This window comes from Citricoccus sp. (genome assembly GCF_032154715.1).
Lineage (GTDB): Bacteria > Actinomycetota > Actinomycetes > Actinomycetales > Micrococcaceae > Citricoccus.
Map to the genome: position 1 here is coordinate 1 of NZ_JALDXU010000011.1, position 26787 is coordinate 26787.

The 26787-nt window shown below is 70.0% G+C and carries 26 protein-coding genes and 1 pseudogene; 3 read left to right on the forward strand and 24 right to left on the reverse strand.

The genetic code is table 11. From position 1 onward, the window contains the following. Window positions 1-92: 92 nt before the first annotated feature. The 20 genes from RUH65_RS03495 to dacB all read right to left on the reverse strand — a co-directional run bounded on the left by RUH65_RS03495 (window position 93) and on the right by dacB (window position 20409). Window positions 93-392 carry an Lsr2 family protein gene (locus tag RUH65_RS03495; protein WP_313815814.1) on the reverse strand — a complete coding sequence of 100 codons (300 nt, stop codon included), beginning with the start codon at window positions 390-392 and terminating at the stop codon, window positions 93-95. 317 nt (window positions 393-709) lie between these two features. After that, the gene (locus tag RUH65_RS03500; protein ID WP_313815815.1) at window positions 710-916 is read right to left on the reverse strand and encodes a hypothetical protein; all 207 of its coding nucleotides are present in this window, start codon (window positions 914-916) and stop codon (window positions 710-712) included. Then, a complete protein-coding gene (gene lysS / locus RUH65_RS03505; protein ID WP_396179529.1) occupies window positions 916-2448 on the reverse strand; it encodes a lysine--tRNA ligase in 1533 nt (510 codons plus the stop codon). The genes RUH65_RS03500 and lysS overlap by 1 nt, the downstream gene beginning before the upstream one ends. Window positions 2449-2501: 53 nt before the next feature. Continuing rightward, the gene (locus RUH65_RS03510) at window positions 2502-4589 is read right to left on the reverse strand and encodes a M13-type metalloendopeptidase (protein WP_313815817.1); all 2088 of its coding nucleotides are present in this window, start codon (window positions 4587-4589) and stop codon (window positions 2502-2504) included. A gap of 58 nt (window positions 4590-4647) precedes the next feature. After that, the gene (locus RUH65_RS03515) at window positions 4648-5118 is read right to left on the reverse strand and encodes an SRPBCC family protein (protein ID WP_396179544.1); all 471 of its coding nucleotides are present in this window, start codon (window positions 5116-5118) and stop codon (window positions 4648-4650) included. A 63-nt stretch (window positions 5119-5181) separates the two neighbouring features. Beyond that, window positions 5182-6231: a pantoate--beta-alanine ligase gene (gene panC / locus RUH65_RS03520; protein ID WP_313815819.1), complete on the reverse strand. Its 1050-nt coding sequence runs from the start codon at window positions 6229-6231 to the stop codon at window positions 5182-5184. Window positions 6232-6369: 138 nt separating this feature from the next. After that, a complete protein-coding gene (locus RUH65_RS03525; protein ID WP_313815820.1) occupies window positions 6370-7278 on the reverse strand; it encodes a DUF2520 domain-containing protein in 909 nt (302 codons plus the stop codon). Continuing rightward, the gene (locus tag RUH65_RS03530) at window positions 7275-8945 is read right to left on the reverse strand and encodes a PH domain-containing protein (protein WP_313815821.1); all 1671 of its coding nucleotides are present in this window, start codon (window positions 8943-8945) and stop codon (window positions 7275-7277) included. Before RUH65_RS03530 ends, RUH65_RS03525 begins: the two co-directional genes overlap by 4 nt. After that, entirely contained in the window at window positions 8942-9466 is a 525-nt protein-coding gene (locus RUH65_RS03535) for a PH domain-containing protein (RefSeq protein ID WP_313815822.1), read from the reverse strand. Before RUH65_RS03535 ends, RUH65_RS03530 begins: the two co-directional genes overlap by 4 nt. Next, a complete protein-coding gene (locus tag RUH65_RS03540; RefSeq protein WP_313815823.1) occupies window positions 9444-9995 on the reverse strand; it encodes a DUF3180 domain-containing protein in 552 nt (183 codons plus the stop codon). The genes RUH65_RS03535 and RUH65_RS03540 overlap by 23 nt, the downstream gene beginning before the upstream one ends. After that, window positions 9992-10570, reverse strand: a complete 579-nt coding sequence (gene folK / locus RUH65_RS03545; RefSeq protein ID WP_313815824.1) for a 2-amino-4-hydroxy-6-hydroxymethyldihydropteridine diphosphokinase — start codon at window positions 10568-10570, stop codon at window positions 9992-9994. The genes RUH65_RS03540 and folK overlap by 4 nt, the downstream gene beginning before the upstream one ends. Next, window positions 10567-10956 (reverse strand): dihydroneopterin aldolase, encoded by a 390-nt coding sequence (gene folB / locus RUH65_RS03550; protein ID WP_313815825.1) that lies wholly within the window; start codon window positions 10954-10956, stop codon window positions 10567-10569. Before folB ends, folK begins: the two co-directional genes overlap by 4 nt. 3 nt (window positions 10957-10959) lie before the next feature. Continuing rightward, entirely contained in the window at window positions 10960-11898 is a 939-nt protein-coding gene (folP, locus tag RUH65_RS03555) for a dihydropteroate synthase (RefSeq protein ID WP_313815826.1), read from the reverse strand. A gap of 85 nt (window positions 11899-11983) precedes the next feature. Further along, window positions 11984-12604, reverse strand: a complete 621-nt coding sequence (gene folE / locus RUH65_RS03560; RefSeq protein WP_313815857.1) for a GTP cyclohydrolase I FolE — start codon at window positions 12602-12604, stop codon at window positions 11984-11986. An 80-nt stretch (window positions 12605-12684) separates the two neighbouring features. Next, window positions 12685-14841 (reverse strand): ATP-dependent zinc metalloprotease FtsH, encoded by a 2157-nt coding sequence (gene ftsH, locus RUH65_RS03565; protein WP_313815827.1) that lies wholly within the window; start codon window positions 14839-14841, stop codon window positions 12685-12687. Between the two features lie 205 nt (window positions 14842-15046). Then, window positions 15047-15598, reverse strand: a complete 552-nt coding sequence (hpt, locus tag RUH65_RS03570) for a hypoxanthine phosphoribosyltransferase (protein WP_313815828.1) — start codon at window positions 15596-15598, stop codon at window positions 15047-15049. A gap of 36 nt (window positions 15599-15634) precedes the next feature. Continuing rightward, window positions 15635-16726 (reverse strand): tRNA lysidine(34) synthetase TilS, encoded by a 1092-nt coding sequence (tilS, locus tag RUH65_RS03575; protein WP_313815829.1) that lies wholly within the window; start codon window positions 16724-16726, stop codon window positions 15635-15637. Between the two features lie 110 nt (window positions 16727-16836). Further along, window positions 16837-18009, reverse strand: coding sequence for a zinc-dependent metalloprotease (locus RUH65_RS03580; RefSeq protein WP_313815830.1), 1173 nt, complete (start codon window positions 18007-18009; stop codon window positions 16837-16839). A gap of 111 nt (window positions 18010-18120) precedes the next feature. Continuing rightward, window positions 18121-18612: a DNA-binding protein gene (locus RUH65_RS03585; protein ID WP_313815831.1), complete on the reverse strand. Its 492-nt coding sequence runs from the start codon at window positions 18610-18612 to the stop codon at window positions 18121-18123. Window positions 18613-18708: 96 nt separating this feature from the next. After that, window positions 18709-20409 carry a D-alanyl-D-alanine carboxypeptidase/D-alanyl-D-alanine-endopeptidase gene (gene dacB / locus RUH65_RS03590; RefSeq protein WP_313815832.1) on the reverse strand — a complete coding sequence of 567 codons (1701 nt, stop codon included), beginning with the start codon at window positions 20407-20409 and terminating at the stop codon, window positions 18709-18711. Between the two features lie 120 nt (window positions 20410-20529). Between dacB and RUH65_RS03595 the strand changes: the two are divergent. After that, a pseudogene (locus RUH65_RS03595) lies at window positions 20530-20931 on the forward strand (inorganic diphosphatase); the annotation flags it as partial. 69 nt (window positions 20932-21000) lie between these two features. Next, window positions 21001-21642, forward strand: coding sequence for a hypothetical protein (locus RUH65_RS03600; RefSeq protein ID WP_313815833.1), 642 nt, complete (start codon window positions 21001-21003; stop codon window positions 21640-21642). 3 nt (window positions 21643-21645) lie between these two features. Here the strand turns inward: RUH65_RS03600 and RUH65_RS03605 are convergent, their stop codons facing one another. After that, complete coding sequence (locus RUH65_RS03605) at window positions 21646-22473, reverse strand: HAD family hydrolase (protein ID WP_313815858.1); 828 nt, start codon at window positions 22471-22473, stop codon at window positions 21646-21648. Between the two features lie 230 nt (window positions 22474-22703). After that, window positions 22704-23996: a serine--tRNA ligase gene (gene serS, locus RUH65_RS03610; RefSeq protein WP_313815834.1), complete on the reverse strand. Its 1293-nt coding sequence runs from the start codon at window positions 23994-23996 to the stop codon at window positions 22704-22706. Between the two features lie 136 nt (window positions 23997-24132). Here serS and RUH65_RS03615 point away from each other — a divergent pair, with 136 nt between their 5' ends. After that, window positions 24133-25365, forward strand: a complete 1233-nt coding sequence (locus RUH65_RS03615) for a diacylglycerol kinase family protein (protein WP_313815835.1) — start codon at window positions 24133-24135, stop codon at window positions 25363-25365. A gap of 42 nt (window positions 25366-25407) precedes the next feature. Here RUH65_RS03615 and pheA read toward each other — a convergent pair whose 3' ends face one another. Together pheA and RUH65_RS03625 are read right to left on the reverse strand one after the other, a co-directional pair. Beyond that, window positions 25408-26403 carry a prephenate dehydratase gene (gene pheA, locus RUH65_RS03620; protein WP_313815836.1) on the reverse strand — a complete coding sequence of 332 codons (996 nt, stop codon included), beginning with the start codon at window positions 26401-26403 and terminating at the stop codon, window positions 25408-25410. Then, window positions 26400-26726: a rhodanese-like domain-containing protein gene (locus tag RUH65_RS03625; RefSeq protein ID WP_313815837.1), complete on the reverse strand. Its 327-nt coding sequence runs from the start codon at window positions 26724-26726 to the stop codon at window positions 26400-26402. The genes pheA and RUH65_RS03625 overlap by 4 nt, the downstream gene beginning before the upstream one ends. Window positions 26727-26787: the final 61 nt, after the last annotated feature.

The window sequence follows — 26787 nt, forward strand, 5'->3', positions numbered from 1 at the left end:
CGGCTGTTCGCCACTGGGAGAACAGCCGCCCGAAGGCGCCTGGGTGAAGCGCGGGGGCGGACGCTGAGCGGTTCGCCCTGCCGCGCCACCGGCTACTTCTTCGCGTTCCGGTACGCCTCGACGATGTCGCGGTGCAACCGCCCCCGGCGGGAGACCTCGTAGCCGTTGTCCGCCGCCCATTCGCGGATCTTCGCCGCTTCATTGGCGGGAGCCGGCGGGGCCACGGCGCGGGCCTTGCGGATGTACCCCTTCAGGGTCGTCCGCAATTCCTTGGCGTGCTCCACCGACAGGTCGATTTCATAGTGACGACCGTCCAAGGAGAATTGAACGGTTTCTTCGGCCGGTGTTCCGTCCAGATCGTCAACCAAGACCACTTCCACTTTCTGTGCCAAGACTCCCCCTAGGTGTTCTGCTTCTGCCACTCCAGCTTCCGTTCAACCGGCCGCAGTGATTCGCGGACAATGCCTCGGCAATCTGGAATCTGATCCACTGATTTTGATCCGAATACCGAGTATTGCGGAGAGGATAAGAAACCTTCAACTCAGAGGGGCTTACGGCCGGCTATTCCATGCCAACTCACAGGATCGGAATGCGTGATGTTTCCGGACAGCAAAGATCCTCATCCACGTCTTTCACCCTGACGTGGCGTGGCATTCATGGATCAAGGAGTGACATATTCGCGTTCCACCGACCCGAGAAGGGAGTTGTTCTAGGGGGTATCCGTTTTTCGGTCCGCCGCCGAGCCCTGCTCAGCACGCTGGCGGGCCCACTCCTGCGCCTCGCGTTCCTCGAGCTCCGCCTTGGCCTGGCGCTCTCCGGTGTCCACTCGGAACACGGAACGCATGACGAGCCAGAAGATCAGGGCGAGACCCACGGAGGGAGCCAGGACGGAGAAGTAATCCCAGAAATCTGCCATCAGTGACCGCTCCCCGGGGCCTCCGGCTTGAGCAGCGGGAACAGGATCGTCTCCCTGATACCGGCGCCGGTGAAGAGCATGACGAGCCGGTCGATGCCGAGGCCGATACCACCCATGGGCGGCGCCCCGTACTCCAGTGCCCTCAGGAAGTCCTCGTCGAACTGCATGGCCTCGTCGTCACCGGCGGCTGAGGCCCGGGATTGCTCCACGAGCCGTTCGCGCTGGATGACCGGATCGATCAGCTCGGAGAAGGCAGTGCCCCGCTCCATGCCTCCGATGATCAGGTCCCAGGCCTCGATGACCCCGGGCTGGTCCCGGTGCGGGCGGGCCAGCGGCTGCGCGGCGGGCGGGTAGTTGTAGACGAACGTTGGATTGATCAGGGTCGGCTCAACGATCTCGCCGAACAGCTCGAGAACCATCTTCTCGGCGTCCCAGAAGGGATCGAACCTCACCTCGTGCTTCTCGGCGACCGATCGCAATTCCTCGACGGCGGTCTCCGGGGTGATCTCCTGGCCCACCGCCTCGGACAGTCCGGGGTAGACCTCGATCCAGGCCCAGTCTCCACTCAGGTCGATCTCGCCCTGGGGGGTCTCGATGAGACGACCTGCGCCCACGGCATCGGCGGCGTTCAGGATCATCTCCTTCATGCGGTCCGCCATGACGTACATGTCCGCCCAGGCCTCGTAGGACTCCAGCATGGTGAACTCGGGCGAGTGCGTGGAGTCCACGCCCTCGTTGCGGAAGACGCGGCCGATCTCGAAGACCCGGTCGATGCCGCCCACGACAGTCCGCTTCAGGTAGAGCTCCGTGGCGATGCGCAGGGTCATGTCCTGGCCGAAGGCATTGAGGTGCGTCTCGAATGGGCGGGCATGCGCGCCGCCGTGCACGAGCTGCAGGATCGGGGTCTCGACCTCCACGTAGTCGCGCGCTTCCAGGGTGGTGCGGATGGAACGGATGATGGCCGCCCGGGTGTGCACCATCTTCCGGGCCTCGGGCCGCACGATCAGGTCCGCGTAGCGCTGGCGGACGCGAGTCTCCTCGTTGAGTTCGGCATGCAGCACGGGCAAGGGCCGCAGGGCCTTGGAGGCCATCTGCCAGGAGTCGGCCATGATGGACAGCTCGCCGCGACGCGAGGCGATGACCTCGCCGCTCACGGCCAGGTGGTCGCCGAGATCCACGAGGCGCTTCCAGTCCGCGAGGGAGTCCTCGCCGACGTTCGCCAAAGAGACCATGACCTGCAGGCGGACGCCCTCGCCGCCGTCGTCGCCCACTCCCCCCTCTTGAAGCGTGGCGAAGCAGAGCTTGCCGGTGTTCCGCAGGAACACCACGCGGCCGGCAACACCGACCGTGTCTCCGGTCTCCGTGCCGGGCTCGAGGCCGGGGTAGGCCTCACGGACCTGCTGCAGGGAGTGGGTGCGCCCGACGGTGACCGGGTACGCCTCGCGCCCGGAGGCCAGCATCTCGGCGCGCTTGTCATGGCGCACCTGGCGCTGGTCGGTGGTGCTGGTGGGATTGTCCGTGCTCACGGTCATCCAGTCTACGTGCCCCCGGCGGGAGACCAACTGCCGCTACAGTGCCGCCCGCGTCACCAGATGGTGACGCGATCCTCCGGATCCAGCCACATCGCATCACCGGGTTCGGTGGCGTAGGCCTCGTGGAAGGCGTCCAGGTTCTTCACCACCTGGTTGCAGCGGAACTCGTTGGGCGAGTGCGGGTCCGAGGTGATGCGCGTGATCGCGGTCTCCGTGCGGGTCAGCTGGCGCCAGCACTCGGACCAGGAGGCGAAGAACGCCCGGTCCTGCTCGCGGGAGGCCTCATCGGCGTCGGCCAACTCGGCGGGCCCGTCGGTGTTCGGGAGGCCGTCTGAGCCGGACCCCTCACGGTCACCGTCGGTGCCACCCGCGCTGCCCTCACCGGGGTTCTCCTCGCGCCAGATGCCCAGCGCCTGGGAGGCGATGCCGAGTCCGCCGAGGTCGCCGATGTTCTCGCCGAGCGTGAGTTCGCCGTTGACGTGGTACTCGGGGGCCTCGGCGGGGCTCAGCACCTCGTACTGGCCGACGAGCTGGGCGGTGCGTTCCTCGAAGGCCGTGCGGTCGGCGTCGGTCCACCAGTTCTGCAGGGAGCCGTCGCCGGCGTACTGGGAGCCCTGGTCGTCGAAGCCGTGGCCGATCTCATGGCCGATGACCGCGCCGATGGCCCCGAAGTTCTCCGCTGCCAGACGGTTCGGGTCGAAGAACGGGGGCTGGAGGATGGCGGCGGGGAACACGATCGCGTTCTCCAGCGGGGAGTAGTAGGCGTTGACCGTCTGCGGGGTCATGTGCCATTCCTCCGGGTCCGGCCCCGTCTCGATCTTGGCGAGGTCGCGCTCGAACTCGAAGGCGTGGGCGGCCCGGACGTTGGCGATGAGGTTCTCCGGGTCCACGGCCAGGGACGAGTAGTCGATCCACTTCACGGGAAACCCGACCATGGGCTTGAACATGGACAGCTTTTCCAGGGCCTTCTGGCGGGTGTCCTCCCCCATCCAGTCGAGGGTGCTGATCGACCGGCGGTAGGCCTCGATGAGGGCGGAGATGAGGCCGTCCATGGCGGCCTGGTGGCCGGCCGGGAAGTGCTTGGCCACATACAGCCGGCCGACATCTTCTCCCACGGAGCCGTTCACGAAGGCGACGCCGCGCTTCCAGCGGGGCCGGACCTCCTCGGTGCCGGCGATCTTGCGGCCGTAGAACTCGAAGTTCTCGTTGACGAAGGCCTCGGTCAGGTAGGGAGCGGCAGACCGGAGCAGCTGGAGCTGCAGCCACCGCTTCCACGTGCCCAGGTCCTCCTCCAGGAGAAGCGTCTGCATGGCGGCCAGGAAGTCCGGCTGCCAGGCGACGACCTCGGCGCTGCGGCCCCCGGCGGCGCCGACACCCTCGAGCCAGCGGTCGGCCAGCGGGAAGGTCTCCAGCAGGGCCTCCCGGTCCAGGAGGTTATACCGGGCCACGGCGTCACGGACCCTGACGACGTCCCAGTGGGCGGCGGCGATCTTGGTCTCCAGGTCCACCACCCGGTCCGCGTCCCGCTCGGCCTCATCCCGGTCCCCGCCGATGCCGGCGAGCATGAACACGTTGTCCACGTGCTGGCGGTAGTCCGTGACCAGCTCCGCGAACTTCTCCTCGCGATAGTAGGACTCGTCCGGCAGCCCGAGGCCGTCCTGGATCAGGTGCAGCAGCATGCGCTCGGGGTTGCCGGCGTCGTTGAGGGAGCCCGTGCCGATCAGCCCGCTGACGCCGGCACGCTGCAGCTGTCCGGAGAGGTGGATGAGCTCTTCCGGGGTGGAGACGCCCTCGATCTGGGCGAGGTCGGCGACGATCGGTTCGAGGCCGCGCTCCTCCACTCCGGACTCGTCCATGAAGGAGGCGTAGAGCGCTCCGATCCGGCGGCGCGCACCCTCCTCGTCATTCCCCGCGGTGAAGGAGCCGGACTCACGCCCCGCGCCCGGGCCGGACCAGAAGTGCGCGGCCGCGTCCTCCGCGATGTGCCGCACGGCCAGCTCCGAGGCGTCCCGCAACTCCATGAACGCCCCATAGGCACCCTGGTCCGCGGGGATCGAGTTGGACTGCAGCCAGGCACCGTTGACGTGCCGGTAGAGGTCCTCGCGGGCGCTGGGCTGCCGGGATGGGCTGGTTTCGGTCACGGATGCTCCTTGGAAGGGCCGGGCATGTCCACCGATCCTAGCGGCGAAGTGCCCTGACTCAGACGAGCGACTGCAGGCGGGCCAGGGACTGGTCCATCTGGTCGGAGCTGATGGCGGGGAAGATGTTCTTGGCCAGTAACTCCTGGTCCGTCACGTGGGACCAGTCATAGGTCAAGGTGACCTCCGTGGTGTCCTGGTCCACCGGTTCCAACTGGTACACCCACTGCCAGCCGCCCGGCTCCCCGCCGACGGGACCCGGCTTCCAGCCCACCAGTTTGTTCTCGTCATAGGCCACCACGTGGTTCTCACGCTGGTAGTCGCCGCCCTGGGACTCGGCGTGCATGTTCATCACGAACGTGTCTCCGACCTGCTGGATGCGCTGGGACTTCTCGTCGGCGCGCACCATGTCGGAGCCGTCGAACTCCTGATGCCGGGCCGGCAGCGTCAGGATCTGGAAGATGTCCTTGGCCGGGGCCTCGATGGTCCGGGTGACGGTCTGCTTCTTCTCGCCGTGTGCGGTCTCGTTCATCGTCATGCTGCACCCTAAACACGTCCGGCACCTGACTTTCAAGGGCGGTGGCGCTCCGGTCGGTCAGACGGAGCGCCGGCCAGCCCGCAGTGCCCCGGGTTCACGCCCGGTGGCCGGCAGGATCATGTTGTCGATGAGCCGGACCGATTCAACGGTGGCTGCCACCAGGGCCAGCGCCTCGTGTGCCAGCGGGGCGGCGAGCTGCTCGGCACCCAGGGGCTCCAGGGTCGAGTGGTCCACGATCTCCAGATAGTCCAGGTCCGCCAGGGGCTCGGCCCGGAGCAGCGCACGGGCCGCCGCGAGGTCGAGGGGGCGGCCGGCGTCGGCGGCCTGGCGCAGGGACTCCAGGGCGCGGTGCAGCACCAGGGCCGCCTCCAGTCCCGCCGGCGACAGCCGGGTGTTCCGGCTGGAGAGCGCGAGACCCTCCGGCGAGCGGACCAGCGGTACCGGGCGGATCTCGAGGTCGAAATCCAGGTCCGCCCGCATCCGGCGCAGCACCGCCAGCTGCTGGGCGTCCTTCTGGCCGAAGTAGCTGCGCAGCCGGGCCGGAGCCGGTGGCGTCGCGGCGTGCCAAAGCTTCGCGACGACGGTGCAGACGCCGTCGAAATGCCCCGGTCTGGCGGCGCCCTCGAGGACCTCGCCCATGTGGCCCGCGGTGACGGTGACCATGGGCGCGTCCGGGTAGCCGGGGTACATCTCCTGCAGATCCGGGGCGAAGACCAGCTCGCAGCCCTCGGCGCCCAGGATCGTCCGGTCCGCCTCGAGGGTGCGCGGGTAGTTCTCCAGGTCGGAGGGATCACCGAACTGGAGGGGATTGACGAACACGGAGGCGATGACGATGTCGTTCTCCCCGCGGGCCTGCCGAACCAGGGCCGCATGGCCGCCGTGCAGCGCGCCCATGGTCGGGATCAGCCCCACGGTGGGCTCAGGAATCCCGGCGGCGACGGCGGCCCGCACCTTCTCCGCGAGCGCGGCCGTGAACGCCGCTCGGGTGGTGTGCACGGCGGGCAGGTGACCGCTGCCCGGGGCCGGCCGGCGGGCCGTGTCCTCCAGGGTCAGGCCGGTGCCAGGGGGGACGGGGGTGCGGTCGGGAACGCGGTCGAGCGGGGTCACGGTGCGAGTCTACGGAGGTTCAGGCGGGGCGCTGCCCGTCGAGTCGTCAGTTAGCGTGGCGATAGGCCCCCCAACCGGCACCACAACTCCCCACTCGATATCCCGGCGCTACCCCTCGCCGCGCGCGGCCGGCGGGGGTTACTGGTCCAAGAGGTCCAGCAGGTCTGCCACCCTTGCCTCCGAGAGCGCACCCCGGGCCAGGGCGCGTTGTGCGGTCGCCGTGGCCATGGCTCGGTAGGCCTGCCCGACGTCGGCCGGGATCCCCTCGGCGGCGAGCACCTGCAGGTGCCGGCGCACCGTGCCCACGTCACCGCGGGCCACCGGGCCGGTGAGGGCCCCGTCTCCGTTGGCCAGGGCATTCTCGAGGGAGGCGTTCAGCAGCGGGGAGAGCATCCGGTCGGTCTGCTCCACCCCGATCGAGGCCAGGACCTGCGCGGCCTGTGAGGTCAGGGTGACGAGGTGGTTCGAGGCGTGCGCCAGCGCCGCATGGTAGATCCCACGGTCCGCCTCGGCGATGACGGCCGGTTCCCCGCCCATCTCCACCACGAGGGCCTGGGCCACCGGCAGCACGATCGGGTCCGCGGTGACCCCGAACATGCAGTCCTGCAGCCGGGCCAGGTCCAGGGTCAGACCCGTGAAGGACATGGCGGGGTGGATCGCGAGCGGGATCGCCCCCGAGGCCCGGACCGGGTCCAGCACGGAGACGCCGTGCGCACCCGAGGTGTGGACCACGAGGTGCCCGGTCTGGAAGTGACCGGCCCCGGCGAGCCCGGAGACCAGGTCCGGGAGGACATCGTCGGGGACCGCCAGCAGCACCATTTCGGAACGGCGCAGGATCTCCGGGATCTCGAGCACCGGCACCTCGGGCAGCAAGGACTCCGCCCGGCTGCGGGAGGCCTCGGAGACGGCGTGCACGCCCGTGACCGCGTGGCCGGCGTTGCGCAGGGCGGCCCCCAGCACGGCACCGACCTTGCCGGCCCCGATGACGCCGACGCCCAGCCGGCCCGGCCGGTTCTGCGGCTCGGCGGCCCAGGGCTGGGTGCTCACTGCTCGATCACCTGCTGCGTGCGCTGCTCGAAGCGGGCCAGCTCGTCCTGGCGCATCCACTGGTTGCGGTCCCGCATGCGGCGCGAGACGGCGGCGATGTCCGCCTCCTCGTGGAACAGCCGGACGGCGACGTCCGCATCCGCGTGGGGCAGCGACGGAACCACGGGGCCCGCGGTGGAGTGGAACCGCAGGGTGGCCACCCGCAGACGGCGCTCCAGCGGTCCCTGGTGCAGACCGATGGACTGGATCCGCTCGTGCGGCATGAGGACCAGGTCGCGCTCGAGCCGGCCCGAGCGCAGCAGGACCATGGTGTCCGTGGACCGGTAGGCGTTGCGCTGCCAGGTCAGCGGGTCCAGCCACCACACCCGCCGCGGGGACGGCGTGAAGCCCTGCCCGTCTCCGCTGCGGGTGATCCCCGCACGGATGACCTCCGGAGCATCCTCCACGCCCGGGTCCGGTGCCACCACGGAGAGCACGCGCATGACGTCCTCGATGGTCCCGACGGGCAGCACGGTGGACTTGTCGGCGCCGCTGCCCTCGGTCACGGCTCCGTAGCCCGCCACATTGACACTCATCCTGTACCAGCCGAAGGCCCTCCACAGCAGGCCCTGGCTGATGCGCACCGCCTGGACACGGCCCGGCGGGACGGTCTGCTGGGAGGTCTCGAGCAGGCCATAACGCAGGCGCAGCCCGTCCGGTGAGGTGGCCACGGTGAAGTTGTAGCCCTTGTTGAAGCCGCCCCACGCGACGCCGACCAGGGAGAACACGAAGGGCAGCAGGACGAACAACAGGATCAGCCACCAGCTGTCCTCGCCGTCCTGCGGGACGGTCAGGTCCAGGATCCAGGCCCCCAGCACCAGGACGACGATGATCGAGATCATCACGATCATCGCCGTGGACAGCAGCACCGACCCGATCATCCGGCCCACGGGAACCTTGAGCATGATGTGCTCGGGCGCCTCCGGCAGGGATGGCTGCTGGACCGTCGCCGGGTGCTGGCTCTCGCCCAGACCCTCACCCAGGCCGTCACGTGGATCGTCGGTCTGACGATCGCCCTGGTTCTCACCCTGGCCCACCGGCTCCACCGCTGCCGCCACGGCGCCCCGCCGTGCGACGTCCTCGGGGTCCGCCCCGGCACGGATGCCGGCGGCGCGGCCCATGATCTCGGCGCGGAGGATGCGGGCCTCGTCCTCCTTGATGAAGGCCAGCTGCATGGCCGTGCTGCCGCCGTCCGCCGCCTCGAACTTCAGTTCCGCGAGCCCGAAGATGCGAGCCAGCAGGGGCTGGCGGATGTCCACGGCCTGCACGCGGTCATAACGCACCCGCCGGTGCTGCCGGAAGATCACGCCGGTGTCCAGCAGAACCTGTTCGTCGGCGAGCTGGTACTTCGTGAAACGCCAGGAGAAGTAGTAGATGATCACCATGACCACGAACACGGCACCGTAGATGGCCAGGGTGATCCACAGGCCTTCGGCTGCCTGGAACTCGCCCTGGCCGACCAGCGACCGGACCATGTCCTCGCCGAAGGACTGGGTGGCGAAGAACAGCATGGCGACGAGAATCACCCAGCCCCGCACCCAGGGGCTGATGGGATGGACCCGGTGCCAGGCGCCGTCGGCCGCCTCCGGTCTGCCCGCGCCGGGAGCCGGCTCCGCCGGCGCCGTCACAGTCCGGCCAGACGTGCCTGTCCGCGGGCCATGAGCTGGTCGCGGAGCCGTTCACTGTCCTCGGCCGGGATACCCTCGATGGTCGCGTTGGTGGCCGCGGAGGCAGTCTGAAGTTCCAGGGAGCGGATGCCGAAGCGCCGCTGCACGGGACCCTCCTTGATGTCGAGGTACTGGAGGCGGCCATAGGGGACGGCCAGCACGCGGCGGAACCAGAGCCCGGACTTGAACACGAAATCATCCTCACGCTCGGCGTAGCCCATGGCGCGCACACGGCGTGGGACAAGGGCCAGGTCCACGAGGCCCCAGACGAGCACGACCCCCGGCAGCCCCCAGGCCAGCCAGGCTGGATAGGCGGGCCAGACGTCCACCAGCATCAGGACCAGCGGGACGGCCAGGACCGCGGTGATGATCACCGTGGTGAGACCGGTGGAGATGAGATGGGCCGGGACCAGCTTCGGGGACACCGGGGTCCACTGCACCCGCTCGAGGCCAGCCACATCATGAGTCGTTCGTTCGGGCATATCCGCCTTCCCCCTCCGCGCCGTAGGCGGGTCCGGACTGTCCCCGGTGCCCCTCGCCCTTACGGCCGTCTGCGTCTGTGGTGCCGTCCGCCCCGTCTTCTGGGGGCAGGCGACAGAATTGCTCCACGATGTACCCCACGATAACCAGAACCAGTCCCCCGACCACCATCAACAGGGCATCGTTCACGGTGGGGGTGCCGAAGCCGGTGGCCGAGGTCAGATGGACGAGGACACCCCCGTGCCAGCCGGCGATGAGCGATCCGGCGTAGGCGCCGGCCTGCGCCAGGGCCAGGGTCCGGGTGGCGACGAGCGGGTTCATCCGCGCGGCGGGCGGGCGCCTCTTGTCCCGCTGGACGCGGATGCCGAGCACCAGCACCAGCAGGGCGACGGACCCGAGGGTGATCGTGGAGGAGCGCACCAGCACCGGTGCGACCACACCCGCCTCGGCCGTGAGCAACGCGGCCACCCAACCCAGACCGCCGGAGACGACCAGGATCAGCGCCAGCCACAGGGGACGGATGCCGTTCACGAGGCCGGACCCCCGGTGCCGGTGGGCAGCCGCCGCACCGAGCCGGCGTCGTCCGCCTGTGCGGCCAGGTCCGCGACGCGCGCGCCGCCGAGCGTGGCCTCAGGGTCCACCCAGGACCACGGGGTGAGCACGAACGCGCGCAGGTGCGCCCGGGGGTGGGGAAGGATCAGTTCTGGATCCTCCGAGGTCAGGTCCGCGTAGGTGATCACGTCGATGTCCAGGGTGCGCGGTCCCCAACGCACCTCACGGGTGCGGTGGTGCGTGCTCTCGATCTGCTGGCCGGCGGCGAGCAGCGCACGCGGGGACAGGCGCGTCGTGAGGGTCACCACGAGGTTCAGGTACTCGGGCTGGCCCGGGGGGCCGCCCACCGGCTGGGTGATCGCCACCGGAGACACCCCGGTCAGCTCGATCCCCGGGGTCTCGGCGAGCTGGCGGACCGCCGCCGCGAGGGTCGCGGCGGCCTCTCCCAGGTTCGCGCCGAGGGCCAGCACCGCCGGGACCGGAGCGTGCGGGACGCGGTCGAGGTCCGGCCCGTGAGGCCCGGACCCGCCGGCGGGCGAGGCGAGTGAGGTCACGTCCGGCTCCGGAAGACGGTGACCGCGACGTCGGCGAAGTCCGCCTCGATGGGGGCGTGCGGTTTGTGCACGGTCACCTCGACAGCGGTGGCCACGGGCTGTTCGGTGAGGAGCGCTTGCGCGATGCGGTCGGCGACAGTCTCGATGAGGTCGAGGGACTCCCCCGTGATCACGCCGAGCACGGTCTCGGCGACCTGGGCGTAGTTGACGGTGCGGTCCAGGGCGTCACCGGCGGCGGCCGGTGCCGCGTCCAGGTGCACCACCACGTCCGTGGTGAAGTCCTGGCCGTCCCGCTTCTCCTCGGCGAAGAAACCGTGGAATCCCCGAGCGGTGAGCCCGGTGAGGGTGATGCGGTCGGCCGGACGGCCGCCAGTGCTCTCAACCACGGCTCAGCCCTGCTGACGGCGAGTGCTGGTGATACCCGGGTTCAGCCAGGCCTGGGCGGCCTTGACCGCGTGCAGGCTGGGCTCGATCTCGTGGACCCGCACTCCCCACACCCGGTGCAGGGCGGAGAGGGCGGACACCGCTGCGGTGGCGTGGTCGCGGTCCGCGGGCGCCGGCGCGGCGCCCGCATCGTTGGCCAGCAGGGTGCCGAGGAAGCGCTTGCGGGAGGCGGCCACGAGGACCGGGAATCCGAGTGACTGCAGGCGGTCCAGGCCTTGGAGCAGCTCCCAGTTCTGCGCGCCGGCCTTCGCGAAGCCCAGTCCCGGGTCCAGGATGAGCTGCTCAGGCTGCACGCCGGCCGCCAGGAACGCGTCCTTCAGCTCGGTCAGTTCCCGGGCCACGTCTTCGACCACGTCCCCGTAGTCCGCGAGGGAGTCCATGGTCTTGGAGTCCCCACGGTTGTGCATGAGGATGTACGTCGCCCCCGTGCGGGCGATCAGCTCGGGCATCTCGGGCTCGTAATTCAGCCCGGAGACATCGTTGATGATGACCTCCCCGATCTTGAGGGCGGCCTCGGCGGTGACGGTGTGCATGGTGTCCACGGACACCACGGCGCCGGCCTTCACGAGGGCCTCGATCACCGGCAGGATGCGGTTCTGCTCGGTGATCGGGTCGATGGCCTCCGCCCCGGGGCGGGTGGACTCCCCGCCCACGTCGATGATGTCAGCCCCGGCGTAGTGCAGGCGCAGCCCCTGCTCGATGGCGGCGTCCGCGGCGAGGTACTGCCCGCCGTCGGAGAAGGAGTTGTGGGTGACGTTCACGACGCCCATGATCAGCGTGCGGTTCGTCGGCAGGTCGCGGAGGGTCCGGCGGCGCACCTTGCGGACCACCGAGAGGGGACCCGTGTTGGGCCCGGTTCCGGTCTGTGCTGCCATCGAGTCCATCGGTGGTCCTTTCATCGCGGTGGCCGGTGGCGCCGGCGGCGCGCGGCAGGTCAGTGATGCAGGCGGTGGCGCGGTGGCGCCGAGCTCAACCGTGCAGGATCAGGCTCATGGCCTCGGAACGGGTGGAGGAGTCGCGGAGCTGACCGCGGACGGCCGAGGTCACGGTCTTGGCACCGGGCTTGCGGACCCCGCGCATGGACATGCACATGTGCTCGGCCTCGATCACCACGATGGCCCCGCGGGGGGTCAGGTGGGTCATGAGGGCCTCCACGATCTGCGTGGTCAGCCGCTCCTGCACCTGGGGACGCCGGGCGAAGACCTCGACCAGCCGTGCCAGCTTGCTCAGCCCGGTGACCAGCCCCTCCGGGGAGGGGATATAGCCGATATGGGCGGTGCCGTGGAAGGGCACCAGGTGGTGTTCGCACGTGGAGTAGAAGGGGATGTCCTTCACCAGCACGAGTTCCTCATGCGCGATGTCGAAGGTGGTCCCCAGGATGCTCCCGGGATCCTGCTTCAGGCCGGCGAAGAACTCGTCGTAGGCCTTGGCCACGCGCTTCGGGGTGTCCTGGAGGCCCTCCCGGTCCGGATCCTCGCCGATCGCCTCGAGGATCTCTCGCACGGCGGCCTCGATGCGCGGACGGTCCACACCGGCTGGGGCCAGCTCAGCCTCGTCGTCCACGTCCACGTCCCTCAGGGTGTTCTGTATGTGCTCCACGATTCCGATCCTATCGGTGGGTGAACCGGTGCGGCGGCCGGGCCACCACGCGGTGGCCGCTGGCGGACCGGTCAGGCCTGGTCTGCGCGCGGCAGGTCTGTGGGACCGGCAGGTCCTCCGGGCCGGCCGGTCCCGCCGTCGGGCTCGCCGGGCAACTGACTGCCGGGGGTGGGGTCGACCGTGGGGTTCAGCGAATCCGAGGAGGATTCGGGGTCCACGGGCGGCTCCTGCTCCGGATCGGCGTGTCCGGCAGAACCTCCATGGCCGGCGCCACCGCCCTGGCCGTTCGATCCGGCCTTCTCCGCCAGGGCACGGCGCTCGGCCGGGGACAGGATCGGTGGCTGGTCCGAGACCGGCCGGTCCTCGCTGGACAGCCACACGGTGCGGGGCTCGCGCTGGCGGATCTCGGAGAAGATCTCGGCGATCTGGGCCTGGTTGAGGGTCTCCTTGGCCAGCAGCTCGTAGGCGAGACGGTCCAGGATCTCCCGGTTCTGGTTGATGATCCAGTACGCCTCGTCATGGGCCTGGTCCAAGAGCTGGCGCACCTCGGTGTCCACCAGGCCGGCGACCTGCTCGGAGTACTCGCGGCCGCTGCTCATATCCCGGCCCATGAAGGGCTCGCCGCTGCCGGAACCGAGTTTCACGGCGCCCACGCGCTCACTCATGCCGTACTCGAGGACCATCTTGCGGGCCGTGTCCGTGGCCTTGGAGATGTCGTTGGAGGCACCGGTGGACGGATCGTGGAAGATGATCTCCTCGGCCACCCGGCCGCCCATGGCATAGGCGAGCTGGTCGAGGAGCTCGTTGCGCGTGACGGAGTACTTGTCCTCCTCCGGGACCACCATCGTGTAGCCGAGGGCGCGTCCGCGCGGCAGGATCGTGATCTTGGTGACGGGCGCCGAGTTGCGCAGTCCGGCCGCCACCAGCGCGTGCCCACCCTCGTGATAGGCGGTGACCTTGCGCTCGTGCTCCTTCATCAGGCGCGAGCGCTTCTGCGGTCCGGCCATGACCCGGTCGACGGCCTCGTCCAGGGCTCGGTCGTCGATGAGCTGCGCGTTGGAGCGGGCGGTGAGCAGGGCGGCCTCGTTCAGGACGTTGGCCAGGTCTGCACCGGTGAAGCCGGGGGTGCGCTTGGCCAAGGAGCGCAGATCCGTGCCGGGCGCCATGGGCTTGCCCTGGGCGTGCACCGAGAGGATCTGATGGCGGCCCTCCAGGTCCGGGGCCTCCACCGGGATCTGCCGGTCGAAGCGGCCCGGGCGCAACAGGGCGGGGTCCAGGACATCAGGCCGGTTGGTGGCCGCGATGAGGATGACGTTGGTGGTGGCGTCGAAGCCGTCCATCTCCACCAGCAGCTGGTTCAGGGTCTGCTCACGTTCGTCGTTGCCGCCGCCCACACCGGCGCCGCGGTGGCGGCCGACGGCGTCGATCTCGTCCACGAAGATGATGGCCGGGGAGTTGTTCTTGGCCTGCTCGAACAGGTCACGCACGCGCGAGGCGCCGACGCCGACGAACATCTCGACGAAGTCGGATCCGGAGATCGAGTAGAAGGGCACCCCTGCCTCACCGGCCACGGCCTTGGCGAGCAGGGTCTTGCCGGTGCCGGGAGGGCCGTACAGCAGCACGCCCTTGGGGATCTTGGCGCCGACAGCCTGGAACTTGGCGGGCTCGGAGAGGAATTCCTTGATCTCGTGGAGTTCCTCCACGGCCTCCTCCGCGCCGGCCACATCCACGAAGGTCACCTGGGGCATGTCCTTGGAGATCAGTTTCGCCTTGGACTTGCCGAACTGCATGACCTTGCCGCCGCCGCCCTGCATGCGGGACATCAGGAACCAGAAGACCAGGCCGATGAGGAGGAACGGGATGATGAAGCCCAGCATGGACAGCAGCCAGTTGTTCTGCACCGGCTCGTCCGTGAAGCCGTCCAGACCGGAGGCATCGATGGCCTCGACCACGTTGTCCGCGCGGGCCGTCGAGTAGTAGAAGTAGACGTCCGTGCCGAGGTCACGGCCGTCCTGGGAGTAGGACTCGCGCAGGGTCAGGTCGACGCGCTGCTCACCGTCCTGGATCTTGGCCTGGGCGGCCCGGTCCTCCTCGAGCAGCACCAGGCCCACGTTGGTGTCCACCCGGGCGGAGGACCCCTGCGTCAGCGCGGGGATGATCAGCATCAGGAACACGGCGGCCAAAACGATCCAGATGATCGGGCCCTTGAAGACCTTCTTGGCTTTCAACAACTCTCCTGACCTTGACCTGCTCCGGTGGGCACGGCGTGCACACCCGGTACGGCACGGGGCCGTTGCCCCTGTGTGGAACGGAGCTCCCGGCACCGGGCACGGCCGTACCCGTTCACGGTACCGGGGGACAGTCTACGGCCGGGGTCTGGGAGTCCGCCGTTCGCGGGCGGTGGAATGGCTACGGGCGCAGGCGGGAACGGCGTCAGGAATAGACGTGCGGGGCGAGGGTCCCGATGAAGTCCAGGTTGCGGTACTTCTCGTCGAAGTCCAGGCCGTAGCCGACCACGAACTCATTGGGGATGTCCTGGCCGACATACTTGACGTCGATCTCGACCTTCATGGCCTCCGGCTTGCGCAGGAACGCGCAGATCTCGACCGAGGCGGGGCCGCGGGACTCGAGGTTGGTCTTGAGCCAGGACAGGGTCAGGCCGGAGTCGATGATGTCCTCGACGATGAGCACGTGGCGGCCCATGAGGTCGGCGTCCAGGTCCTTGAGGATCCGCACCACACCGGAGGACTGGGTCCCCGAGCCGTAGGAGGAGACGGCCATGAAGTCCAGGCTGACGTGTGAGTGCAGTGCGCGGGAGAGGTCGGCCATGACCATCACCGCCCCCTTGAGCACCGCCACCAGGAGGACGTCCTTGCCCTCGTAGTCGCGGTCGATCTGGGCTGCCAGATCCTTGATGGTGTCCTGGATCTGCTCTGTGGTCATGAGCACATGATCCAGGTCGCCGTGCACGTCCTGTGCTTCCATGCGGGCTGCTCCTGCTGCGGGTTTCTGTGGTTTGCGCTACCGGGAAGGCGCCGGGGGATCAGGGGTGTCCACGGGGGATTCCAGGACCGCTCCGGCGTCGAAGTCCAGTGTCGCATACCCACCGGTACGACGACGGCGGGAGACCACGCCGCCCGCCAACTGCACCGGCCCGGACGAGGTCCCCCCCTCGGACCGGCCGGCGATCAACCGGTCCACGGCCAGCACGCGTTCGCGGCTGGGCCGCTCACCGCCCGCCGCGACGACGGCGGAGCCGATGACCCGATACCGGATCGCGGATGGCAGCGCCGCCAGCTCCCCCAGCGGCAGAGACACGTTCGGGCCCCGGTCCGCCGTGATGTCGAGACGGCTCCGGGCACCGGAGGCGACCTCGCCGGACCGGTCCGTCACGAGTCGGCCGTACTCACGGGACGCCCACTGCTCGAGGGCATCCGCGTCCTCGGCTGCGATGTCCGCACTGCGCGCCAGGGCCGCGGACAGGCCGGGGCCCAGGCCCCCCTCCGGATCCTCAAGCGCCGGCAGCACGCGCGTGCGGACTCGCGAGCGCAGATAAGCCGGATTCTCGTTGGCTGGGTCCTGCCACCAGCGCACGCCGGCCCAGCGGCAGATGGCCTCCGTCTCCTGCCGCGTCAGGTCCAGCAGCGGACGCAGGATCAGCCCGCGACGGCGGGGGATCCCCGCCAGCGACCGCGTCCCGGATCCCCGGGCGAGGCCCAGCAGGACCTGTTCGGCCTGGTCGTCACGGGTGTGCGCCAGGAGCACGGCGCCGGAGTCCAGGCGCTGGGCAGCGGCTTCGAGCGCGGCGTGACGGGATTGGCGGGCCTCGGCCTCGGGTCCGGCGCCGGTGGCGGTGACCTGGACGCGCTCGATCACCACCGGTTCGAGCCCCAGCCGCCGGGCGATGGCGGCGGCGCGGTCTGCCACGGCGGCGGACCCCGCTTGGAGACCGTGATCCACGACGACGGCGCCCGCACCACCGGCCAGCGCCGGGTCCGCCCGGGTTCGGACCGCCTCCGCGGTGGCCACGGCGAGCGCGAGGGAGTCCGCGCCGCCGGAGAGGCCGACCAGGGGTGTCCGGCGGCCCTGGACGGCCGCCCCGACAGCCCGCACGGCGCGGTGGAGGACCTCCGGCCAGCGGGAGGCGGGCGGCCAGACCTCCGGACCGGACGGCGTCGAACAGGTCTCCGGACCGACTGGTGCCGGGCCGTCCGGTGCCGGGCTCAGCCCGTCTCCCGAATGCGCTGGATCCACTGTTCCGGGTGCTGGATCTCCTGCTCGCCAGGCAGGTTCTCGGCGGCCTCCCACACCACGTTGAAGCCGTCCATGCCGAGCTCCCGGACCACGTGCTTCACGAAGCGCTGGCCCTCCCGGTACTGGCGCATCTTGGCGTCCATGCCCATGAAGCGGCGGATCCAGCGGTCCAGGGAGGAGCGGGTGGCGCCGCGGTGGTCGAAGCGCTGGCGGATGGTCTTGACGGTGGGGACCACCGAGGAGTCGATGGCGTCCATCACCACGTTGGCGTGACCCTCCAGCAGGGACATCACGGCGTTGAGGTGGGCGAGCCGCTTCTTGTCCTCCGGGTCCTGGATCAGCTCGAGCAGACCCATGGAGGCGGGATGCTCGTCCGTGCCCAGCTCGGCCGAGCCCTGGCCCCGTTCCACGGAGGCCGGGTCCGCCTCGGGCCCCTGCACGAGGGCGCGGACGCGGGCGGAGAGGCGCTCGGGCAGCGTGTCGGCCTTCTCGAACATGCCGGCGACCAGGGCCATGATGTTCGACTGCAGGTGCTCGCGCAGCCACGGGGCAGCGGCGAACTGCACGCGGTGGGTCTGTTCGTGCAGGCAGACCCAGAGCCGGAAGTCCTCCGGGTCCACGTTGAGCTCCACCCTGACCTCGGCGATGTTGGGGGCGACCAGCAGCAGGCGGCCGCCCTCGGGCCCGGCGGGTGTCCCGTCCGGCCCCGGCAACGCACAGAACGGCTCGTACTGGCCGAGGACTTTCGAGGACAGGAACGCCAGCAGGGCACCGGCCTCCATGGCGGTGGCGACGGTGCCCAGTCCACTGGTGGCGCGGGCATACTCGTCCGGGCGGATCGACTGGACGTGTTCAAAGGCCGGCCCCAGCAGCGTGGAGAAGGCCTGGACATTGGCCTTCGTCCACGTGGGGCGGTCCACCACCAGCACCTCGGAATCGCGCAGGTCCTTCGCGGCGTCCAGCCGCGTGATCCGGTGGACGTGGTCCACGGACACCTCGGCGGCCCGGCGCAGGCCGTTGGCCTCACGCTCGGCCTGGTGACGGGTGAATCGCGGTCCGGCGGCACACAGGCGGGCCGCGGTGGCGGCGGCCAGGTCCCAATTCACCGGGGAGGGGACGGTCTGACGGGGGGCGGATTCCATGGACCCATCCCATCACACGGCGGGCCTGACGCGCAGGGCATCGCGACGACGGCGGCGATGGCCGGGGGCTGCGGCGGGTGCGGGAATGGAGGGGGGATGGGGACTGGCTCCTCAGCCGCGCAGGGCGGCCGCCCGGTCCAGGACGTCGGCGAGGTCGGCGGCACCGGTGGCCCGGGCGGCCTGCGCCGTGGCACGGAGCTGCTCGGCCGTGGCCAGCCCGCCCAGGGGGGCGGCGGGGTCCCCACCCGGGAGGGCACCGGCGCCGGCGTCGGGCGTCAGGAAGCGGGCCTGCCGGGCCCGGGAGGCATGGGTGGTGAGCACCGGTTCCGAGGCCTCCACCTCGGACAGCACCCGGGCCAGGTCCGCCTCGTCCTGGCGCTCCTCCAGCATGACCAGGCGTTCATAGACCGCCGGATTGCCGATCTTGATGCGCTGCGCGTTGATCAGCTGGGACAGCATGGGCGCGGAGAGCCCCAGGACCCGGGCCAGGGAGCGTTGACTGAGTCCGTAGGCGGTCATGATGACCCCGAAGCGCTCGGACAGGGAGATTCCATAGATGGTCTGCTGCTGGGCGAGACGCTGAGCGGTGTCCGGCGAGGGCATGGGACTCATCCTAGCCGATTGTTTGCGAAGGCAAAGATGTCGCTGGACCCCCGGAAAAACTCCGCAGGGAGACCACAGGGAGACCGCACCCCGAACCTAGCGGCAGCCGCATCCGGCCAGGACGACGGCCCCGCGGTCCACGGCGAATCGGGCGTTGGTCAGGACACCCGGCTGGTTGTTGGCGACGAAGCTGAACAACAGCGTCCGGCCGTCCTCGGTCTGGACCGTGCCGGTCAGCGAGGCGACGGAGCTGAGCGTTCCCGTCTTCGCCTGCACGTTGCCCGCGGCATCGGTCCCGGCCATGCGCTGCTCCAGGGTGCCCTGCTCCCCGGCCACGGGCAGGCCGGTGGCGGCTGCCGCCAGGTCCGGGGCCGTCGTCGCCACCTGCAGGGCCGCGGTCAGCTGGGCGGCGGACACCAGATTCTGGCCGGACAGTCCCGAGGCATCCACCAGGGCCATCCCCGTGGTGTCCACCTCGAGCTCCGCCAGGGTCTGCTCGATGGTCTGCGCGGCACCGGCGAAACTGCCCGGGGCGCCGGCGGCGAGCGCCAGGTTGCGACCGGTGGCCTCGGCGACCTGGTTGTCCGAGGTCTGGAGCATGTACGCCATCTGCTCGGCCAGCGGCGCGGACTGCACGCTCGCCAGCTCGGTGCCCGTGGGCTCCGGTTCCGCCGAGCTCGATGGCGACGCCGACAGGGAAGACGACGGGGAGGATGCCGGGGAAGACGACGATTCGGCGGGGGTCGGTGCAGTCGGAGCCGGCAACACCGGTTCCCGGCTCGTCTTCGCGGCGAGGGTGATGTCCAGCCCGAGAGTCTGAGCGTGGGCGGCCAGCTGGTCCCGGAACACCTCGGCGGCATACAGCGCCGGGTCGTGGAGGCGATCGGTGTCCCGGCTGGGCACGGCCCGGCCTCCATAGGTGGCCATCGGCTGCACGGCGGAGGCGTTGCCGGAGGACACGATGTCACTGCTCCAGTCCGGCGAGGCCGTGGGGCCCTCGTAGCCGGAGTCGTCGAGGTGGACCGACACCGTGCCCGTGGTGCCCTGGGCTTGGAGCGCCTCGGCCGTCTTGAGCGCCAGCGTTCCCAGTCCGGCCCGGCCGTTCGCCTCTTCGGCGTTCGCGCCGGTCCCCAGCATCACGTCTCCCCCGGCATCCAGCACGACGGCGGTGCCCTCCGGTCCCGCGGGCACGCCCACGGCCGCCGTGGTGTAGCGGTGGTCCGGTCCGAGGACCTCCAGGGCGGCCACCGCGGTCAGGACCTTGACGGCCGAGGCCGGTACCACGGCGGTGTCCGCCCCCTGGTCGTAGAGCAGTTCCCCGGTCAGTCCGTCCCGGACCGCGGCGGAGACCGAGCCGTCCTGCACCGTCAGGGCTTCGGCCAGCAGGGGTCCGAGGACCTCTGGGTCCGGGCTCGGGACCAGCAGCGGTGTCAGGTCCGGGAAGTCCAGGAACTCGGTCAGGGTGGCCGCCGCGGAGGCCGCCGCCAGCGGTTCTGCCGTGCTGGCAGACTCGGCGGTGCTGGCAGACTCCGAGGAAAGGGGAGACGGCGCCAGACTGGAAGGATGGCCGGGCTGGGAGGAACCGGCCGGCGTCGTGCTGCTGGTGCTGCTGCTGGTGCTGGTGACCGCACCGGACGCCGTGCCGGAGGACGCCGGTACCGGGATGACGGTGCAACCGGCCAGCAGCGTGGACGCCGCAGCCACCAGCGTCACTCGCGCCGCTGCCGCCACTCTTCCCGTCAGGGAGTCCGTCCGGGCCGTGCGGCCGGGCCGGCGTGGGGCAGGGGGTTCGGTCACGGTGGGGCTTTCCTGGTGGGACGCGGGATACCCTTGATTCTAGACGCCGCGCCTGGCAGCGCCATCCGGCGCGGTGACCACCGAAGCCCACCGAAGAAGCAGCGCCAAGGAGCACCGTCCATGAGCCATGACGTCACCATCGAGATCCCGGCCGGATCCCGCGTCAAGTACGAGTTCGACCACGAGTCCGGGCGCCTGCGCCTGGACCGCATCCTCTTCACGTCCATGCAGTACCCCACGCACTACGGGTACTTCGAGGACACGCTGGGCGAGGACGGCGACCCGCTGGACGCCATGGTGTTCCTGCCCGGCTTCGACCTGGTCCCCGGTGTGATCGTGGAGGCGCGACCCATCGGCGTGTTCAACATGACCGACGACGGCGGCGGCGACGCCAAGCTGTTGTGCGTCCCGGAGGACAAGCGCTTCGACCACATCCAGGAGCTTGAGGACATCGACGAGTGGCTGAAGAAGGAGATCGAGCACTTCTTCACCCGCTACAAGGACCTGGAGCCCGGCAAGTGGTGAGGGGAAGTTGCCATGGGGAAGGTGGCGCTGCCGGCCGGGGCGCAGGTTGCTGGCAGAATCGAGGCTATGCCTCACTACGTCCTGACGATCAACCAGCGTGATTCGCGGGAGGTCGGGGACCTGGTCGGCGAACTGGTGCGATCGCTGCGGCCCGTGAGCACGGTGGTGCCCTTCCAGCGCTCCTTCGGCGACGAGGCCATCGGCATCGTGCCGGACGCCCGGTCCGCCGTCGACGCGGCGATGCGCGCCCTGCGCCAGCGGCGCTGGAACGTGGGCATCGGCGTCGGCTCGGTGGGGCCCGCCGATCCGGAGCGTGGCGGCTCCCTGCCGGACACCCAGGTGATCCACGACGTCGGCGGGCCGGGCCTGGTCTACGCGCGGCGGGCGGTGGAGGAGGCGGCCAGGACCTCGGTCCGGGTCCCGGTGGCCGTGGACGGCCCCGACGCGGACGTGGCCGAGGAGGCGCAGGCCGTGCTGCGGCTCCTGGGGCAGCTGGTGCTGACGCGCACGGACGCGGAGTGGGCGGTCCTCGACCTGCTGGTCCCGGGGGTCCGGGGACAGCAGAAGCCCGTGGCCGCCGAGCTCGGGATCACGGTGCAGGCCGTCTCCAAGGCGGTGCAGCGCTCCTTCTGGAACGAGGAACACGCCTGCCGCCCGGCAGCCGAGCGACTGCTGTCACTCGTGGACGCGGTGGAACTGTCCCGCTGAGGATCAGTCCAGCAGGGAACGCAGGACGGCGGCGGCGCCATTCTCATCGACGTGCCCGGTGACCTCGTCGGCGACCTTGGTGACCTCTGGCGGGGCCTGGCCCATGGCCACGCCGCGGCCGGCCCACGCCAGCATCTCGATGTCGTTGCGGCCGTCACCGACGGCCACCGTGTTGTCGATGTGCACACCCAGATGGTCGCGCAGCGCCTCCAGTCCGGAGGCCTTGGTGACGCCGGCGGCGGCGATGTCCAGCCAGGCGGACCAGCCCACGGAGTAGGTGACCCCCTGCAGGCCGATCGACTCGACGGCCTCGCCGAACTCCTCGGCTGAGGAATCCGTGGAGAACACGACGAGGCGCACCGCGGTGGCCTCCATCAACTCCTCGAAGGTCACGCCCTCGGCCTGGACACCGAAGCTCATGTCCTGGAAGCGCTCCGTGGACAGGAAGCGTCCCCGATCATCTTCGATGGCGTACTTTGCGCTCGGCAGGCGGTGGCGCAGGGAACGGAGTGCCGGTGCCGGGTCGAAGGTCCTGCGGTCGATGACCTCGAAGCCCTCCTCGAGGTCGGTGGACAGCCTCAGGGTGACTCCGCCGTTGCTGCAGACGCTGTGCCCCTGTTCCAGGCCGATGGTCTGGATGATGGGCAGGGTTGCCGCGAGCGAGCGACCGGTGGCGATGAGGACGTGGTGGCCGGCCTCGACGACGGCACGCGCGGCATCCCGCACCTCGTCGTCCATGTGGCCGTCGTGGTTCACGAGCGTGCCGTCCACGTCCAGGCACACCATCTTGCGGGTGCCGTTGCCCTCGGGCCGATGGCCTGAGGAGGTCATGTCCGACGTGGGACGGTAGGTGGTCTGGAGGGAACCGGTGATCGGGTTCCGTTCTTCGTGCCGGTCTTCGGTGCCGGCGTTCCTTGATGAGAGCATGTCCCTAGTCAAGCAGACCGCGCGGACACGCAGTAGTCCGTTCCCTGCCGGCGGATGACGGGACGGTGAACACTCACAGGCTTGTCCCCAGTGTGGACAACGTGTCCGCCGTCCCGGCCACCCCCTGCGGCGGACTACGTCGAGAGCACCGGCAGGACCTCGAGGCCGCCCAGGTAGGGCTGAAGGGCCTCCGGAACGTTGACGGATCCGTCCGGGTTCTGGTGGTTCTCCAGGATGGCCACGAGCCACCGGGTCGTCGCCAGGGTGCCGTTGAGGGTGGCGACCATGCGCGTCCCGCCCTTGGAGCCGTCCTCGCTGACCAGGCGTTCACGGATGTTCAGGCGGCGCGCCTGGAACGTGGTGCAGTTCGAGGTCGAGGTCAGTTCCCGGTAGGTCTCCTGGGTGGGGACCCAGGCCTCGCAGTCAAACTTGCGGGCGGCGCTCATGCCCAGGTCGCCGGCGGCCGTGTCGATCACGCGGTAGGGCAACTCGACCATGGCGAGCATCTGCTCCTCCCAGTCCAGCAGCCGGGAGTGCTCCTCGGCGGCCTTCTCCGGGGAGGTGTAGATGAACATCTCCAGCTTGTTGAACTGGTGCACACGGATGATGCCGCGGGTGTCCTTGCCGGCCGAACCGGCCTCGCGTCGGTAGCAGGTGGACCAGCCGGCGTAGCGGATCGGCTCCTGGCCGAACTCGAGGATCTCGTCCGCGTGATAGCCGGCCAGGGCGACCTCGGAGGTGCCGACCAGGTACAGGTCGTCCCGCTCGAGCTTGTAGATCTCGTCGTCGTGCTCCACGTCGAAACCCGTGCCCTGCATGGTCTCGGGACGCACCAGGGTCGGGGTCATCATCGGGATGAAACCGTTCTTCAGGGCCAGGTCCAGGCCCATCTGCATCAGCGCCAGCTCCAGGCGGGCACCCACGCCCTTGAGGAAGTAGAACCGGGAACCGGAGACCTTGGCACCGCGTTCCATGTCGATCGCGCCGATCAGCTCCCCGATCTCCAGGTGGTCCCGAGCGGTGAAGCCGTCGGCGGAGAAGTCCCGGATGGTGCCCACCGTCTTGACGGTGGTGAAGTCGTCCTCGCCGCCGGCGGGCACGCCGTCCTCGATGAGGTTCGGGAACCGGCGCTGCAGGCCGTCGAGCCGGCTCTTCGCCTCGTCAGAGGCCGCTTCGGCCGCCTTGACGTTGGCGGAGAGCTCCTTGACCTCGGCCAGCAACTGCTGCTTCTCCTCACCCTTCGCGGCGGCGACCCTCTTGCCGAAGGCCTTCTGCTCGGCGCGGAGCTCCTCGAACGCCGTGATCGACGAACGCCGCTCCGCATCGGCGGACACGATCTGCTCGACGAGTGACTCGTCGGCGCCGCGGGCGCGCTGCGAGGCCACATAGAGGTCCGGGTTTTCGATGAGGTGCTTGACGTCGATCACGGGGTCAAGCCTAGTCGGCCCACCCACCACCACCGTGAGTCGTCACTTGATGTCGCGGTTGCGCAGCCAAGCGCGACGTCATCTGACCACCCACGCCGACGCGGGAGCCGGCGCACGCCCCCGTAGACTGCTGCACATGCCCGTTGAACTGGTCTTGGTCATCATTGCCCTGGTACTCGTGGTCGCCGCTCTGGCCTTTGCCACGGGGCTCTGGACCGGGCAGCGGCGCCTGCGCCATCGCATGGACCGTCTCGACGGCCAGGTCACCTCGCTGCACGGCAACGTCCGGACCCTGCCGGGACGGATGGATGACCTCAACGGCAGGGTCCAGGTCCTGGACGGGCAGGTCAGCGAGATCGCCGACGCACCCCTGGTGGCCCGTGCCATGGACCACCCCACGCAGATCGCCATGGTGCTCAACCCCTCCAAGAACGGTGCCGAGCGCATCCGCGCGAAGGCCACGGCCGCCGTCGCCGAGGCCGGGCTGCCCGAGCTGAAGGTCTACGAGACCACCGTGGAGGACCCGGGCCAGCAGATGGCGCGGGATGCCATCCGGGACGGCGCCGACGTCGTCATCGCCGCCGGCGGTGACGGCACGGTGAGGTTCGTGGCCGAGGAACTGGCCGGGACCGACGTCGCGCTGGCGTTGGTGCCGATGGGCACCGGCAACCTGTTGGCGCGGAACCTCAAACTGCCGCTGGACGACCACCAGGCCTGCATCAACACGGCCATCCACGGGTCCACGCGCGAGATCGACTCCGTCAACATCAAGCTCGAGGGCACCGACGGCGAGGTCAAGAAGAACACCTTCCTGGTGATCGCCGGCGCGGGCATCGACGCGGAGGTCATGGGCGATACCCGTGATGACCTCAAGGCCCGGGCCGGCTGGCTGGCCTACGGTGAGGCGGGCATGCGCCACCTGGCCGGCAAACGCAAGGAGATCTCCGTCTCGCTCGACGGCGGCGCACCCCAGCGGCGCAAGGTCCGGTCCGTGATGGTCGCCAACTGCGGCGAGCTCACGGCCGGCATGGACTTCGTGCCGGACGCCCGGTTCGACGACGGCCTGCTGGACGTCGTCATGCTCTCCCCGCGCCACGTGGGCGACTGGCTCCGCATCGCCGCCAAGACGCTGTCCAAGTCCACCGCCGAGATCCCCGTGATGGAGACCCACCAGGCGACCCGGTGCCGCGTGGTGCTGCACGAGCCGATGGTCGCGCAGCTCGACGGTGACGCGATCATGGAGGTCAAGGTCATCGACGCGCGGGTCAAGCCGGATTCCCTGCGGGTGCAGATGCCGGCCTCGGACGTGCCGGACTCCCTGGCGGCCCCGGCCATGAAGCCGGAGGCGACTCCCGAGGTCACGGCCTGAGGCCGCCGCCCCGATGTGAACCCCGAGCACGACGCCGGCCTCTCACCTGTCCGTGATCGCCGTGACCCACTCCTGCCCGGCCCGGTAGGCCGCGTCCCGGGTGTGCGCCGGGATGGAGTACTTCAGCTTGTCGGCACGGGGGTAGGACCCGAGGAAGCGGATGCCGGGAATCATCCGGTACAGGGCGGCGAGCGCGGCCTTCACCCGTTCCTCGGCCACGTGGCCCTCGAAGTCGATCGAGAAGAAGTAGCTGCCCAGCCCGGCCCCGGTGGGCCTGGACTCGATCCGCGAGAGGTTGATCCCGCGCGTCGAGAACTGGTCCAGGATGTCCATCAGCGCGCCGGGGTGGTCCTCCGGCAGGGGCACGACGACGGTCGTCTTGTCCGAGCCCGTCGGCGCCGGCACGGTGCCCGGGCGGGAGACGAGGACGAACCGGGTCACGGCGCCGGCGGTGTCCTCGATGGCCGAGGCCAGCACGGGCAGGCCGGTCTGCTCCGCCACGAGCGGCGCGCAGACGGCGGCATCGTAGGTCGTGGAGTCGTCGAGCAGGCCCCGGGCCGCGCCGGCGGTCGAGTTGCCGGGGACGAACTCCGCCTGGGGGATGTGGGCCGCGGCCCAGTTGCGCACCTGCGCCCAGCCGTGGGTGTGGGTGGAGACCGTCTGGATCTCGTTCAGCTCCAGGGTGCGCCGGCCGACCAGCACGAAGCTGATCGGCACGAGGATCTCGCGCCGGATCTGCAGGTTGTCGTCCGCGGCGATGTCATCCAGGGTGGCGGTGACGCCGCCCTCCACGGAGTTCTCGATCGGCACCACGGCGTAGTCGGCGGTGCCCTGGCGCACCTCCGCGAGCGCCGTGATCACCGAGCCGACCGGATCGCACAGAGCCTCCTCGGTCCCGGGGACCTGACGCAGGGCGGCCTCCGTGAAGGTCCCGGCGGGGCCGAGATAGACGTACCGCGCGGGGCCGGTTCCCGGCGCACCCGAGGCGGCCGTGCCGGCGTCGTGCGCAGTGCCGGAAGGCGCAGCCGCAGCACTCACTTGACGGTCGGTTCGGCGCCGCCGTCCGCCTCCATGGGCCGCTCGGACTCGAGCCAGGCACCGGAGCCGCCGGCGATGTTGAAGGCGGAGTAGCCGCGGTCCACCATGAACCCGGCCGCGCGCATGGAGCGGCCGCCGGTCCGGCAGATCACGTAGTAGTCGGTGTCCGGGTCCAGCTCCTCGAGCCGCTCGGGCAGCTCACCGAGGGGGATGTGCAGGGCACCGGCAGCGCGGCCCAGAACCCATTCGTCATCCTCCCGGACATCGAGGATGGTGGCGTTCTCGGGGACGTCGCCGACGGGGACGGTTTCGAACATGCTCATGGTTGCCAGCCTATAGAGCGAGGCGGACGGCTGGAACCATGCGTCCCGTCGTCCCCCGGCG

Coding starts and splice junctions, on each gene's coding strand:
- RUH65_RS03500 (WP_313815815.1), bottom strand. CDS start 916: ATGGCAGATTTCTGGGATTACTTCTCCGTCCTGGCTCCCTCCGTGGGT.
- lysS (WP_396179529.1), bottom strand. CDS start 2,448: ATGACCGTGAGCACGGACAATCCCACCAGCACCACCGACCAGCGCCAG.
- RUH65_RS03515 (WP_396179544.1), bottom strand. CDS start 5,118: ATGAACGAGACCGCACACGGCGAGAAGAAGCAGACCGTCACCCGGACC.
- RUH65_RS03535 (WP_313815822.1), bottom strand. CDS start 9,466: ATGCCCGAACGAACGACTCATGATGTGGCTGGCCTCGAGCGGGTGCAG.
- folP (WP_313815826.1), bottom strand. CDS start 11,898: ATGGACTCGATGGCAGCACAGACCGGAACCGGGCCCAACACGGGTCCC.
- hpt (WP_313815828.1), bottom strand. CDS start 15,598: ATGGAAGCACAGGACGTGCACGGCGACCTGGATCATGTGCTCATGACC.
- RUH65_RS03580 (WP_313815830.1), bottom strand. CDS start 18,009: ATGGAATCCGCCCCCCGTCAGACCGTCCCCTCCCCGGTGAATTGGGAC.
- RUH65_RS03585 (WP_313815831.1), bottom strand. CDS start 18,612: ATGCCCTCGCCGGACACCGCTCAGCGTCTCGCCCAGCAGCAGACCATC.
- RUH65_RS03600 (WP_313815833.1), top strand. CDS start 21,001: ATGCCTCACTACGTCCTGACGATCAACCAGCGTGATTCGCGGGAGGTC.
- RUH65_RS03605 (WP_313815858.1), bottom strand. CDS start 22,473: ATGACCTCCTCAGGCCATCGGCCCGAGGGCAACGGCACCCGCAAGATG.
- RUH65_RS03615 (WP_313815835.1), top strand. CDS start 24,133: ATGCCCGTTGAACTGGTCTTGGTCATCATTGCCCTGGTACTCGTGGTC.
- RUH65_RS03625 (WP_313815837.1), bottom strand. CDS start 26,726: ATGAGCATGTTCGAAACCGTCCCCGTCGGCGACGTCCCCGAGAACGCC.